Annotated in this window: 6 protein-coding genes and 1 tRNA gene; 1 reads left to right on the top strand and 6 read right to left on the bottom strand. The window is 68.6% G+C overall.

The window, feature by feature from the left end; genetic code table 11:
• Positions 1-76: 76 nt before the first annotated feature.
• From IEY89_RS12860 to IEY89_RS12845, 4 genes are all read right to left on the bottom strand, one after another.
• A complete protein-coding gene (locus tag IEY89_RS12860) occupies positions 77-931 on the bottom strand; it encodes a helix-turn-helix domain-containing protein (protein ID WP_189147501.1) in 855 nt (284 codons plus the stop codon).
• A gap of 270 nt (positions 932-1,201) precedes the next feature.
• Positions 1,202-3,928 (bottom strand): DNA translocase FtsK, encoded by a 2,727-nt coding sequence (locus IEY89_RS12855; protein WP_189147500.1) that lies wholly within the window; start codon positions 3,926-3,928, stop codon positions 1,202-1,204.
• A gap of 157 nt (positions 3,929-4,085) precedes the next feature.
• A complete protein-coding gene (locus IEY89_RS12850) occupies positions 4,086-4,772 on the bottom strand; it encodes a response regulator (RefSeq protein ID WP_189147499.1) in 687 nt (228 codons plus the stop codon).
• A 307-nt stretch (positions 4,773-5,079) separates the two neighbouring features.
• Positions 5,080-10,551, bottom strand: coding sequence for a HAMP domain-containing hybrid sensor histidine kinase/response regulator (locus tag IEY89_RS12845; protein ID WP_189147498.1), 5,472 nt, complete (start codon positions 10,549-10,551; stop codon positions 5,080-5,082).
• Positions 10,552-10,870: 319 nt separating this feature from the next.
• On the opposite strand from IEY89_RS12845, the gene IEY89_RS12840 reads away from it, so the two are divergent.
• Positions 10,871-13,618 carry a SpoIIE family protein phosphatase gene (locus IEY89_RS12840; RefSeq protein WP_189147497.1) on the top strand — a complete coding sequence of 916 codons (2,748 nt, stop codon included), beginning with the start codon at positions 10,871-10,873 and terminating at the stop codon, positions 13,616-13,618.
• A gap of 55 nt (positions 13,619-13,673) precedes the next feature.
• On the opposite strand, the gene IEY89_RS12835 is transcribed toward IEY89_RS12840, so the two are convergent.
• Positions 13,674-13,749 (bottom strand) — tRNA-Thr (locus IEY89_RS12835).
• An 83-nt stretch (positions 13,750-13,832) separates the two neighbouring features.
• A complete protein-coding gene (locus IEY89_RS12830; RefSeq protein ID WP_189147715.1) occupies positions 13,833-14,495 on the bottom strand; it encodes a DegT/DnrJ/EryC1/StrS family aminotransferase in 663 nt (220 codons plus the stop codon).
• Between the last annotated feature and the right edge of the window lie 171 nt (positions 14,496-14,666).

The following is a 14,666-nucleotide window of genomic DNA, read 5'->3' as shown; positions in this document are numbered from 1 at the left end:
CCGGGCCCATCAGACGCCCCCTACCGAACCCGGCCGGCCCCGTACCCGGCCGTCAACCCCCGAAGCGCGGTACCGCCTATCCGACCTCGGGGTCGCCCTTCGTGTACGTGAGTCGCTCCACGGCTCCCGGCTGGAACTCGTCCTCGATCTTCTTGCCGTTCACGTACAGCTGGATGGCGCCCGCGTCGCCCAGGACGAGGTTGATCTCCTCGTTGTCCTGGAAGGTCTGGGACTGGCCCTTCTTGAGCAGGCCGTCGAAGAGCTGCCGGCCGTTGTGGTCCTTGGCGGAGATCCAGCTGCGCCCGTCAGTGGCGCTCACCTGGACGGTCACCTTGTCGCGCGGCGCCGCCGCGATCGCGCTGTCCGACGGGTCCGGCTTCGGGTCGGCGGGCTCGTCCTTCTTGGGTGTGGCCGAGGCCGGTCGGCTGGCCGTGGGTGTGGAGCCCTCGGCGACCTGCGCCTGTGCGCCCTTGTCGCCGTCGCCGCCCTTGACCAGCGTGAAGCCGACAAAGCCGATCACGGCGACGATCGCGGCGACCATCGCCGCGGTCCAGTTCGGTCCGCGCCGCTCGGGGCGGATGCGTTCCGCCTCGAACAGGGGCGCGGCGGGAGTCGGCGCCGGACGTCCGCCGTGGGCGTCGGCGAACTGCGAGAGCAGCGGTTCGGGGTCGAGGTGGACGGCACGGGCGATGGTCCGGATGTGCCCGCGCGCGTAGACGTCCCCGCCGCAGGGGGCGAAGTCGTCCTGTTCGATCGCGTGCACGATGGCGATCCGGACCCGGGTGGCGGAACTGACGTCGTCGACGGTCAGCCCAGCCGCGATGCGCGCCTGCTGGAGGGCACGACCGATCGAAGGGCGGGCTGCTTCCTCCTGATCGTCGCGGTCTTCTTCGAACGGACGCTCGTCTTGTGGAGAGTTGCCGATGGACACGGGGGCGCCTTTCGAGCGTTTAGCCACCTGTGCTGGAAGTTCAGTTTAGGGGGGTTCGGAAAGGGTGGGGCAACCGGGCGGACGGACTTTGTACGCCATCGGAATGGCCAGGACACGCCGATGACCAGGTCACGGAGAGGCAAGGATCTGTCGCCTCCCTCAACTTGACGTACGCCGAAGGGAAACGGTTGCTCAATGATCCCTTACGAGTGAGTCACGATCGACCACCCGGTTGCCGCACACACGGACACCCGCCCACCGGACGGCTCCCTAGGAGTCAGTCTCCCCACGAATCACCGCGAGCATCTCGTCCAGCCCGTCAGCCTTCACAAGAACGTCACGCGCCTTGGACCCCTCGCTCGGCCCGACGATCCCCCGGGTCTCCATGAGGTCCATCAGCCGTCCCGCCTTGGCGAACCCGACCCGCAGCTTGCGCTGGAGCATCGACGTGGAGCCGAACTGGCTGCTGACGACGAGTTCGGCCGCCGCACACAGCAGTTCGAGATCGTCACCGATCTCCTCGTCGACCTCCTTCTTCTGCTTGGTGCCCACGGTGACGTCGTCCCGGAAGACCGGCGCCATCTGGTCCTTGCAGTGCTGGACGATCACCCCGACCTCGTCCTCGGTCACGAAGGCGCCCTGCATCCGGGTGGGCTTGTTCTGCCCCATTGGCAGGTACAGTCCGTCGCCCTTGCCGATCAGCTTCTCGGCGCCGGGCTGGTCCAGGATGACCCGGGAGTCGGCCAGGGACGAGGTGGCGAAGGCGAGCCTCGACGGGACGTTCGCCTTGATCAACCCGGTCACCACGTCGACGGACGGGCGCTGGGTGGCGAGGACCAGATGGATACCGGCCGCGCGCGCGAGCTGCGTGATGCGCACGATCGCGTCCTCGACGTCCCTGGGAGCCACCATCATCAGGTCGGCCAGCTCGTCGACGATCACCAGCAGGTACGGGTACGGCGACAGCTCGCGCTCACTGCCCTCGGGCAGCTTGACCTTGCCGTTCCTGATGGCCTCGTTGAAGTCGTCGATGTGCCGGAATCCGAACGCGGCCAGATCGTCGTACCGCAGGTCCATTTCCCGCACGACCCACTGGAGCGCCTCCGCGGCCCGCTTCGGGTTGGTGATGATCGGCGTGATCAGGTGCGGGATGCCCTCGTACGCGGTCAGCTCGACGCGCTTGGGATCGACGAGGACCATGCGGACGTCCTCGGGGGTCGCCCGGACCATGATCGACGTGATCAGGCAGTTGATGCAGGACGATTTGCCGGAACCGGTCGCACCAGCGACCAGCAGGTGCGGCATCTTCGCGAGGTTGGCCATCACATAGCCGCCCTCGACGTCCTTGCCGAGCGCGACCAGCATCGGATGGTCGTCCTCTGCCGCGTCGGCCAGCCGAAGCACGTCCCCCAGGTTGACCATCTCGCGGTCGGTGTTGGGGATCTCGATGCCGACCGCCGACTTGCCGGGGATCGGGCTGATGATCCGAACGTCGGGGCTGGCCACGGCGTACGCGATGTTCTTCGTGAGGGCGGTGATCCGCTCGACCTTCACCGCGGGGCCGAGTTCCACCTCGTACCGCGTGACCGTCGGGCCGCGGGTGAAGCCGGTGACCGCGGCGTCGACCTTGAACTCCATGAAGACGTTCGTGAGGGAAGCGACCACCACGTCGTTCGCCGCGCTGCGCGTCTTGCCGGGGCCACCGCGCTCCAGGAGGTCGAGCGAGGGCAGCGAGTAGGTGATGTCCCCGGAGAGCTGGAGTTGTTCGGCGCGCGGCGGCAGGTCGCGCACCTCCTCCGGCGGCGCCTTCGTGAGGTCCGCGACCGCGGTCCTGACCGGTTCCGCCTTGAGCTTCTCCTGCTTGGGGCGGGCTCCCGGGACGGGAGTGCGCGTCGGGGCCGTCTCCTCGCGGTCGCCGCCCGTGCTCACCCCCTGGGTGAGGTCGGCGACGATCGGCGAGGGCGGCATGCCGTGCAGGACGGCCCCGTCGAGCGCGGCAGCGGCGGCTGCGGCGACGTCCACGGCGTCCATCGGCCGCCCGGGATCGGGCCGGCGTCCCGCGGAGCGCCTGGGGCGGCTCCGGCGCTTGGAGAGCGCCTCCTGCTCGGCACCGTCCGGGTCGTACTCCTCGGGGGCGGACCCGCGCCTGCGGGGGCGCCCGGGCAGCGACTCGCGCCACTGGTCGTCGTACCGCTCGTCGTCCCCGGAGAGCCAGTCCTCCTCCGGGTCGCGGAGGATGCCGAGCCTGATCCCGAGCTGCCGCAGCCGCTGCGGAATCGCGTTGACGGGCGTCGCGGTGACGACAAGCAGCCCGAAGACCGTCAGCAGCACCAGCAGTGGTACGGCGAGGACTTCACCCATCGTGTACGTCAGCGGGGTCGCCGCGCCCCAGCCGATGAGCCCGCCGGCGTCCCTTATGGCCTGCATGCCGTCACTGCGGGCGGGGGCGCCGCACGCGATGTGGACCTGCCCGAGCACGCCGATGACGAGCGCCGAAAGGCCGATGACGATCCGGCCGTTGGCCTCGGGCTTCTCGGGGTGCCTGATGAACCGTACGGCGATGACCGCGAGCAGTATCGGCACGAGCAGGTCGAGACGGCCGAACGCGCCGGTGACCAGCATCTCGACGAGGTCACCGACGGGTCCGCGCAGGTTGGACCAGGTGCCCGCGGCGACGATCAGTGCGAGGGCGAGCAGCAGGAGTGCCACGCCGTCCTTCCGGTGTGCCGGGTCGAGGTTCTTCGCGCCCTGCCCTATGCCGCGGAACACGGCGCCGACGGCGTGCGCGATGCCGAGCCACAGGGCGCGTACGAGTCGGTAGACGCCCCCGGTGGGGCTGGGTGCGGGAGGGGGCGCGACCCTCTTCGCCGGCGCCCTCTTGGCGGGTGCCTTCCTCGCGGGCGCCTTTTTCGCCGCGGCCTTCCTCGCCGGAGCCTTCCCGGGCACGGCTGCCTTCTTCGCGGGCGGCTTCTTGGCTGCGGAAGGACGTGAGGCCATGTTGTGAGGTTACCGGGAGACGACAGCGGACACGTGTGCCTACTGCTTCACCCGTTCGTGTCGCCCATGCGTGAGCACGAAACTGACGCGTGCTCACGCGCGAACACGCTCGGTGTGCGGGTGAGTTCTGTGCGGGAAGTGGTGGCCGTCGCGCCGGTCAGTTCGGCGAGGGCACCGTGGGCGCCCCGCTGCCGGTACCCGGTTCGAGCGCGTCCAGAGCCCGGCGCAGGCCGGTCAGTTTGCGTTCGAGATGGGCCGCCGTGGCCACCGCCGCCGCGTCCGCCGACTCGTCGTCGAGCTGTTTGGACAGCGCCTCCGCCTGCTCCTCGACGGCAGCGAGCCGCGCGGACAGTTCGGCGAGCAGACCCGCCGGCTCCTTGGCCGCACCGACCGGTGCCTTGCCGCCACCGCCTTCCAGCTGCAGGCGCAACAGGGCGGCCTGCTCCCGGAGTTGGCAGTTCTTCATGTAGAGCTCGACGAACACCGAGACCTTCGCCCGCAGCACCCACGGGTCGAACGGCTTGGAGATGTAGTCCACCGCACCCGCCGCGTATCCCCGGAAGGTGTGGTGCGGACCGTGGTTGATCGCGGTGAGGAAGATGATCGGGATGTCCCGGGTCCGCTCCCGCCGCTTGATGTGAGCGGCCGTCTCGAAGCCGTCCATGCCCGGCATCTGGACGTCCAGCAGAATGACCGCGAAGTCGTCCGTCAGAAGTGCCTTGAGCGCTTCCTCCCCGGACGATGCCCGCACCAGTGTCTGATCCAACGCAGAGAGGATGGCCTCCAGCGCCAGCAGATTCTCCGGCCGGTCATCGACCAGGAGGATCTTGGCCTTCTGCACCATGGCCCGCCCTCCTCGCCCCGGCTTGGGGCCTCCCCTGTCCTCAGGACTTGGGGCAGCACCACCCGGCGCCGCCCCAGGGGACGGCTTCCTTGCGCCGCCCGTCCTCGTGCCGGTCATGGTAGCCGCACCCTGCCCGTCGCCACACCCTGTCACCGCGATGTCACTGTGCACGTAGCAGAAACGTAGCGGGAGACCAGAAGGTTCCCCGAATCCCGTACTTCTACACGGCTTCGGCCACACTGAGTCAGCAACTCCGCGTGAACACCGAGGGTTCCCGTCGGTGTGACGGAAACACCCAGCTCAGGCGTCACTCCTCTCGCATCCACTGCTCCATCACCGACAGCAGGTGATCGGGGTCGACGGGCTTGGTCACATAGTCCGAGGCCCCCGACTCGATCGCCTTCTCCCGGTCGCCCTTCATCGCCTTGGCGGTCAGCGCGATGATCGGGAGTCCGGCGAACTGCGGCATCCTGCGGATCGCCGTCGTCGTCGCGTAGCCGTCCATCTCCGGCATCATGATGTCCATCAGCACGACTGTCACATCGTCATGCTGTTCCAGGACTTCGATGCCCTCCCGGCCGTTCTCGGCATACAGCACCGACAGCCCGTGCTGTTCCAGGACGCTCGTCAGCGCGAACACGTTACGGATGTCGTCGTCGACGATCAGCACCTTCTCGCCGTCGAACCGGATACCCCGGCGCGGCTGCGGCGCCGCCTCCTGCTCCCCGGCCACCCAATGGCCGTTGGCCCGGGAGGACGCGTTCAGTTCGGTGACCGACACGGCCCTGCGGCGCCGCCTGAAGAGCGCGGCGGGCCCGTTCTGCGCCTCGTGGTACGACTTCACCTCGGCCGGCGTCTGGACGTCCGCACCGGCCAGCTCCGCCTCGGAGGCCAGCAGCTCGCCGACCTCCAGGGAGGGCGCCAGCTGTGCGTAGCCCTGGGGGGGCAGTTCACTCGGGTGCAGCGGCAAGTACAGCGTGAACGTCGAGCCACGGCCCGGCTCGCTCTGCGCGTGGATCTCACCGCCGAGCAGCCGCGCGATCTCCCGCGAGATGGACAGCCCCAGACCCGTGCCGCCGTACTTGCGGCTGGTCGTGCCGTCCGCCTGCTTGAACGCCTCGAAGATCACCCGCATCTTGCTGGCCGCGATACCGATGCCCGTGTCGGTCACCGAGAACGCGATCATGTCGGCGTCCGCGTCCCGCAGCGAACCCGCCTCCAGCAGCTGCTCCCGGATGGCCACCGGAACCTCCGCGCCGGCCGGCCGGATGACCAGTTCGACCGCTCCCGTGTCGGTGAACTTCACCGCGTTGGACAGGAGGTTGCGCAGCACCTGGAGCAGCCGCTGCTCGTCGGTGTGCAGAGTGGCGGGCAGGTCCGGCGAGACCCGTACGGAGAAGTCGAGACGCTTCTCAGCGGTCAGCGGACGGAAGGTCGCCTCCACGTAGTCGACCAGCTGCACGAGCGCGATACGCGTCGGGGAGACGTCCATCTTGCCCGCCTCGACCTTCGACAGGTCGAGGATGTCGTTGATCAGCTGGAGCAGGTCCGAACCCGCCCCGTGGATCGTCTCGGCGAACTCGACCTGCTTCGGGGTGAGGTTGGTGTCCGCGTTGTCGGCGAGCAGCTTGGCCAGGATCAGCAGCGAGTTGAGCGGCGTACGCAGCTCGTGCGACATGTTGGCGAGGAACTCGCTCTTGTAGCGCATCGACACGGCGAGTTGCTCGGCGCGCTCCTCCAGGACCTGGCGCGCCTCCTCGATCTCCGTGTTCTTGACCTCGATGTCACGGTTCTGCTGGGCCAGCAGCTCGGCCTTCTCCTCCAGTTCCGCGTTGGACGACTGAAGCGCCTTCTGCCGGTTCTCCAGCTCGGCCGAGCGCTCCCTCAGCTGCTCGGTCAGCTCCTGCGACTGCTTCAGCAGCACCTCCGTCTTGGTGTTGACGGAGATGGTGTTGACGCTGGTCGCGATCATCTCGGCGATCTGGTTGAGGAAGTCCTTCTGGATCTGCGTGAACGGCGTGAACGACGCCAGCTCGATGACACCCAGCACCTTGCCCTCGAACAGCAGCGGCAGCACGATCACCTGCGCGGGCGGCGCCTCGCCGAGCCCGGAGGAGATCTTCAGATAGCCGCTCGGCGCGTTCTCCACGAGGATCGTGCGCTTCTCCTCGGCCGCGGTCCCGACCAGTGCCTCACCGGGCCGGAACGAGGTCGGCATGGAGCCCATCGAGTAGCCGTACGAACCGAGCATGCGCAGTTCGTACGCGTCCTCCGGCACGCTTCCCGGGTCCTTGCCGTCGACCGTCTGCATCGCCAGGAAGAACGCGCCGTGCTGGGCGGTGACCACCGGTGTCAGCTCGCTCATGATCAGCGAGGCCACGTCGTCGAGGTCCCGGCGGCCCTGCATCAGGGCCGAGATGCGGGCGAGGTTGCCCTTGAGCCAGTCCTGTTCCTTGTTGGCGATCGTGGTGTCGCGCAGGTTGGCGATCATCTTGTTGATGTAGTCCTGCAGTTCCTGGATCTCGCCGGAGGCATCGACGTCGATCTTCAGGTTGAGGTCACCGCGGGTCACCGCGGTCGCCACGCGCGCGATGGCACGCACCTGGCGGGTCAGGTTCCCGGCCATCTCGTTCACCGACTCCGTGAGGTCGCGCCAGGTGCCGTCGACGTCCCGCACGCGTGCCTGGCCACCGAGCTGGCCCTCCGTACCCACCTCTCGGGCGACTCGCGTGACCTCCTCGGCGAAGGACGACAGCTGGTCGACCATGGTGTTGATCGTCGTCTTGAGCTCAAGGATCTCGCCCCGAGCATCAATGTCGATCTTCTTTGTCAGGTCACCCTTGGCAATGGCCGTCGTGACCATCGCGATGTTGCGCACCTGACCGGTCAGGTTGGACGCCATCCCGTTCACCGACTCGGTGAGGTCCTTCCAGGTACCGGCCACACCCGGCACCCGTGCCTGCCCGCCCAGGATGCCGTCCGTACCCACCTCACGGGCCACCTTGGTGACCTGGTCGGCGAACGAACTCAGCGTCTTCACCATGGTGTTGAACGTGTCGGCGAGCTGCGCGACCTCGCCGCGCGCCTCGATCGTCACCGTCCGCGTCAGGTCGCCGTTGGCGACAGCCGCCGCGACCTGGGAGATGTTCCGCACCTGGACGGTCAGGTTGTTGGCCATCAGGTTGACGTTGTCGGTGAGGTCCTTCCAGATGCCCGTGACGCCCGACGCGTGGGCCTGACCGCCGAGGATGCCCTCCGTGCCCACCTCGCGGGCCACCCGGGTCACCTGCTCGGCGAACGACGACAGTTGATCGACCATGGTGTTGACCGTCGTAACGAGTTCGAGGATCTCGCCCTTCGCGTCAACAGTGATCTTCTTCGACAGGTCGCCCTTGGCGACGGCGGTCGTGACCTCGGCGATGTTGCGGACCTGGATGGTCAGGTTGTTCGCCATGAAGTTCACGGACTGCGTGAGGTCCTTCCAGGTACCGGAGACACCCTGCACCTCGGCCTGACCGCCGAGCATGCCCTCCGTACCCACCTCACGGGCCACTCGCGTGACCTCCTGGGCGAACGACGACAGCTGGTCGACCATCGTGTTCAGAGTGTTCTTGAGCTCCAGGATCTCGCCGCGCGCGTCCACGGTGATCTTCTGGGACAGGTCACCGCGTGCCACCGCGGTCGCCACCTGGGCGATGTTGCGCACCTGTGCGGTGAGGTTGCCGGCCATGCCGTTCACGGAGTCGGTCAGGTCGCGCCACACACCGGCGACCCCGGGCACCTGCGCCTGCCCGCCGAGCCGGCCCTCCGTCCCCACGTCACGGGCGACCCGGGTCACCTGGTCGGCGAAGGCCGAGAGCTGATCGACCATGGTGTTGATCGTGTTCTTCAGCTCAAGGATCTCGCCGCGAGCGTCGACATCGATCTTCTGGGACAGGTCGCCCCGGGCCACGGCCGTCGTCACCTGGGCGATCTGCCGCACCTGGGAGGTCAGGTTGCCGCCCATGAAGTTGACGGAGTCGGTGAGCTCCTTCCACGTACCGGACACGCCGTCCACGCGCGCCTGACCGCCGAGGCGGCCCTCCGTACCCACGTCACGGGCCATCCGCGTCACCTGGTCGGCGAAACTCGACAGCTGGTCCACCATCGTGTTCACGGTGTTCTTCAGCTGGAGCATCTCGCCGGAGACATCGACGGTGACCTTCTGGGAAAGGTCCCCGTTGGCCACCGCGGTCGTCACCTGGGCGATGTTCCTCACCTGTCCGGTGAGGTTCCTGAACGCCGTGTTGACGGAGTCCGTCAGGTCCTTCCACGTACCCGCCGCACCCGGCACCTGGGCCTGGCCGCCCAGCTCGCCCTCGACACCGATCTCCCGCGCGACCCGCGTGACCTCGGCCCCGAACGCGGACAGCTGGTCGACCATCCCGTTGACGGTGTTCTTCAGCTCCAGCATCTCGCCGGCGACCTCGACACTGACCTTCTGCGACAGATCACCGCTGGCCACAGCGGTCGTCACGGCGGCGATGTCCCGCACCTGGGTGGTGAGATTCCGGAAGACCGTGTTGACGGAGTCCGTCAGGTCCTTCCAGGTACCCGCCGCACCCGGCACGTTCGCCTGACCGCCGAGCCGCCCCTCGCCACCGACCTCGTTGGCGACCCGGGTGACCTCGTCCGCGAACGTCCGCAGCGTCTCGGTCATCTGGTTGATCGTCTCGGCGAGCTGCGCGACCTCGCCGCGCGCCGACACCGTCACCTTCTGCGACAGATCACCGTTGGCGACCGCGGTCGTCACCTGCGCGATCCCGCGCACCTGGGCCGTCAGGTTGCCGGCCATGAGATTCACCGAATCGGTGAGGTCCTTCCACACGCCGTCCACACCCGGCACCTGCGCCTGGCCGCCGAGCTCACCCTCCGTACCCACCTCGCGCGCGACTCGCGTCACCTCGGAGGAGAAGGACGACAGCTGATCGACCATCGTGTTGACGGTGTTCTTCAGCTCCAGCATTTCGCCGGCCACGTGAACCGTGACCTTCCGGGACAGATCCCCCTTCGCGACCGCCGTCGTCACCAGCGCGATGTCCCGCACCTGCGCCGTCAGCCGGTACGCCATGGTGTTGACCGAGTCCGTGAGATCCCGCCACGAACCGGACATCCCGCGCACCTGGGCCTGACCACCCAGCTTGCCCTCCGTACCGACCTCGCTGGCCACCCGCGTGACCTCGTCGGTGAACGTCGACAACTGGTCGACGAGATTGTTGACCGTGCGCCCGACCTTGAGGAACTCCCCGCGCAGCGGATGCCCACTGCCGTCCGCGGCCGGCGCCCGCAGCTCCATCCGGGGCGACAGATCGCCCTCCGCGACCGCGCTCAGCACCCGGCCGACCTCGGAGACCGGACGTACGAGATCGTCGACGAGCGCGTTCGAGGCGTCGATCGCCACGGCCCACGAGCCCTCGCTGGCACCCGCTTCCAGCCGCTCGGTCAGCTTTCCCTCGCGCCCGACCATGCGCCGCACGCGCGACAATTCACCCGTCAAGTGGAGATTACGGTCGGCCACCTCGTTGAAGACCGCCGAGATCTCCGACATGACGCCGTCGCCGGACACCGTGAGGCGCTTCCGGAAGTTCCCGTCACGCATCGACTCCAGGGCCGACAGCAGCCGGTCCAGAGAAGCCGTGTCCACCTCGGTCGTTCCGTTGCGTGGTTTACGCCGGTTACTCAGGGGTTGTCCGCCTTTCGCGCGCGTTTTAGTGCCCCGCGTCGCTGCGCCAGACTCCACTGTGTCCCTCCCGCAGGGGTCGACCGTTACTGCTCTGCGTGCTGTGCTGCCATCACTCGGGCGTACCCGGATACTGCCAGCCGTGCCTAGACCTTCTCCTGGAGCCTGCCCAGTGTTTCACCCTGTCCGAACCCGGCCATAACAGTTCGGCAGCTTCGCACACCGTCCGCACACTCTGGGGACGTAAACACTGCAGACCTGCATCCGCATGGACCGCGAAGGTAAGTAACCTGGCATACGGCTGTCCAGCCGCACCGGTCCGTCCGGTCTGGGCGGTGGCACGACCACGAGCGGGCAGGCATCGGAGGGGCACCGCACCATGACCACCGGACTGCATCCCGGGGAAACACCCCAGGATCCCCGGCCGACGGGGAACCCGACCCTGCCCCGGCAGGAACGGGTCGGCCCCGGCACGCTGCATGCCGACAATCGGACGAGGAGTTCTGTGATCACCGCGCGCGCGGCCGCCACCTTCGACCCAGTCGGGCGATCGGTAGCGACCGCCCGTTCCTTCGTCCGCGACACCCTGCAGGGCTGGGGCTTCGCGGACATCGTCGACGACGCCGTGGTCCTCACCAGCGAACTGGTGACCAACGCGGTGATCCACGCGGGCACCTCCGCGGACGTCCTGTGTCTACGCAGTGACGACGGCATCCGCATCGAGGTGGCCGACCGCTACCCGGAGCGCGAGATCCCCCTCCAGGGGTCGCCCGTCAACATGGGCAGCCCCGACCGGGAGGGAGGCCGCGGTCTCCAGCTGTGCGCGGCCCTGGCCGGCCGCTGGGGCGTCGAGTACACGCCCACCCAGAAACAGGTCTGGTTCCAACTCGACCTCCCGCAACGTGCGGTGGGCACCCGTTCCGCGGGCCCGGCCCTCCCCGCCGCCCTCCTCCCCTTGGCCGACGGCCGGGTCCGTGTCGCGGTCGTCCAGATCGACCGCACCGGATCCATCGCGGCGTGGAACGAGGACGCCGACGAACTCTTCGGCTACGCGCCCGAGTCGGTCATCGGAAAGCCCCTCACCGACCTCGCCGCCTGGCCGCACACCCCCGGCACCAGCACGGGCATCGCCGAGGCCCTCCAACTCTCCCGCTGGGAAGGCAGTTACGGCATAAGGGGCGCCAGCGGCCGTGTCATCCCGGTGTACGCCTCCCACCTCCGCGTCCGCGACACGGACGGCGAGCCCTCGACGGTCTGCCTCCTCGTACGCGACCACGAACGGGCGGTCCTGCAGACCCCGTTGCGCGGCAGCTCGGCCGACACGACGTCGAGCTCCGAGGGCCCGAACACCGACCCCTTCGAGGTGTTCATCGGTTCCCCGGCGCCCGACGACCTCGACGGTCTGCTCCAGCGCACGGTGGAGCGCGCCCGCGACATGCTCGACGCGGACTCCGCCTTCCTCCTCCTGGCCACGGACGACGAAACGGAGCTGGAGGTCCGGGCCTCGACGGGTCTTCCCGCCGCCCGTCAGCGCTTCGCCCGCGTCCCGGTCGAGGCGGGCCCCGGCCGCTACGGCTCGGCCCGTATGCCGGCCGTCCACGACGACCTCTCGGCCGTCCCGGGGGCCGTCCCTCTCCTGAGCGGCACGGGCATGCGCTCGGTCGTCACCGTCCCCCTGAAGGTGGAGGGCCGCCTCACCGGCTCCCTGGGCGTCGCCGCCGAGTCCCCCGGCCGCTTCACCAACGAAGAGGCGCTGCGCCTCCAGTTCGCCGCGGACCGCATCGCGTTGGCGGTGGAGTCGGCCCGCCTGGGCGAACTGGAACGCCTGCGCCGCGGTTCCCTCAGCTTCCTGGTGGAGGCTTCCGATCTCCTGGCCGGAACACTCGACCGCGACCAGACCCTCGCGCTCATGGCCCAGATGACGGTCCCGACGCTGGCCACCTGGTGCGCGGTCTACACGATCGCCGACCAGTCGTCGGAGCCGTACCTCTCCTACGTCCTGCACGAGGACGAGGACCGCATCGACGGCCTCAAGGCCCTCCTGTCGAAGATCGCCCCGCCGGACCCGGTCCCCACGCCCGGCGCCCGCGTCTGGTCGGCCCCTGCGGGGGCAGCCCACCAGGCGGCCCTGCGTACGTCCATGCGCAGCCTGGGCCTCAACGCGCCCACCTCGGTCACCTCGGGCATCGGCACAACTCTCGCGACGGCCGCGGCAGTCGGTGGCGAGACGGTCGTCCTCCCTCTGGTCGCCCGCAACCGGGTGATCGGCATGCTCACCCTCGGCAAGCCGACGGACGAACACTTCCGCCAGGAAATCCTGGAACTGGCCGAGGACTTGAGCCGCCGGGCCGCCCTGGCCCTGGACAACGCCCGCCTGTACTCGGAACGCACCGCCATCAGCCAGTCCCTCCAACGCAGCCTCCTTCCCCCGGAGTTGCCGGAGATCGAGGGCGTGGAGGTGGAGGTCATCTACCGCGCGGCCGGCGAGGGCAACGAGGTCGGCGGCGACTTCTACGACCTCTTCCCCATCCGCGACGGCGCCTACGGCTTCGCCATCGGCGATGTCTGCGGTACGGGCCCGGAGGCCGCGGCGGTGACGGGCCTGGCCCGCCACGCGCTCCGCCTGCTGGCGAGAGAGGGCTTCGGCGGCCCGGCGGTCCTGGAGCGCCTCAACTCGGCGATCCTCGACGAGGGCGCCCGCAGCCGCTTCCTGACCCTCCTGTACGGCGAGTTGTGGCCCCAGGAGGACGGCAGCGCCGTGCTCAAGGTGGTGTGCGCCGGTCATCCCCTACCGCTCCGCCTGCGCCAGGACGGCACGGTGGAACCGGCAGCGGAGCCCCAGCCTCTCCTGGGCGTCCTGGAGGACCTGGAGCTGTACGAGCAGACCGTCACCCTCGATCCCGGCGACGTCCTCCTCTGCGTCACGGACGGCGTCACGGAACGCCGCGAGGGCACCCGCATGCTGGGCGACGACGGCCTGGCGGACGTCCTGACGACGTGCACGGGCCTGACAGCCGGTGCGGTGGCGGCCCGGATCATGCGCGCAGTCGAACGCTTCGCCTCCGACGCCCCGTCCGACGACATGGCGATCCTGGCGATGCGCGTACCTGGTCTGCAGAAGGACTGAGGGGCTGACGACGGACATGAAAAAGGCCCCGCCCAACTGGGCGGGGCCTTCTGCGTGGAGCCCCCCAACGGAATCGAACCGTTGACCTTCTCCTTACCATGGAGACGCTCTGCCGACTGAGCTAGGGGGGCCAGCTACTTTTCGAGGTCTCCCTCGCGGCAACGAAATAGATCATACCCCGAACGGACCCGTGCTCCCAACTACGCCCGCGCGATCAGTACGCGGGCTGCAGCAGCCCTCCGAGCGAGTTGCACGCGGACACGATCCGCTGCATGTCCCGCTTGGTCAACGAGGCATCGACCGGCAGCGCCAGAGTCTCGTCGACAGCCAGCTCGGTCTCGGGCAGCGAGACACAGCACCGGAACGCGGGCATGCGATGCACCGGCGCCTTCACCGGGACCTTGCAGTCAACTCCCCTGGCCCGCAGGGCCCGAGCGAAGGCATCCCGATCGGGCCGCCCATTACCGGGAACCCGCACGACGTACTGTTGATAGGTGTGCCCGTCCCCGTCATCGGGCGTCCGCACACCCCTCAACTTCAGATCGAGATACGCCGCCCGCTGCCGCCGCTGAGCGATCTCGTCGTACGGCGCCTCGGACTCCCCGTGCTGCAACACCAGAAGCCCGCGCCGCTGTCCGGCCTCGATCAACTTCCCCATGTCGGCCGGCCGCCCGAAGCGGTGTACGACAACGACAGCCGCCGTCCGCGGAGTTGTGGCCGCCTCGACACCTGACACGTCCAGGCAGTAGGTCACCGGATCTATGTCGGCGAACACCGGCAGCGCACCGGTCAGGATCACAGCCTCGGCGACTTCCACGTTCCCGAAGGCCGGCACGACGACCTCGTCACCGACTCCGACACCGGCGGCCCTGAGCATTGCAGCAGTACTCATGCTCTGGATGTTGGGCGCGAGACGTGAACGCCAAGTGACGCACAACAAAAAAGGGTTGGACCCCGAACCGAAGTTCTGGGTCCAACCCTTTCAATATTTGTTCGGCGGTGTCCTACTCTCCCACAGGGTCCCCCCTGCAGTACCATCGGCGCTGAA

Source organism: Streptomyces lacrimifluminis (assembly GCF_014646095.1).
In the GTDB taxonomy this organism is placed as follows: Bacteria; Actinomycetota; Actinomycetes; order Streptomycetales; family Streptomycetaceae; genus Streptomyces; species Streptomyces lacrimifluminis.
This window is presented reverse-complemented; position numbering and strand designations above follow the sequence as displayed.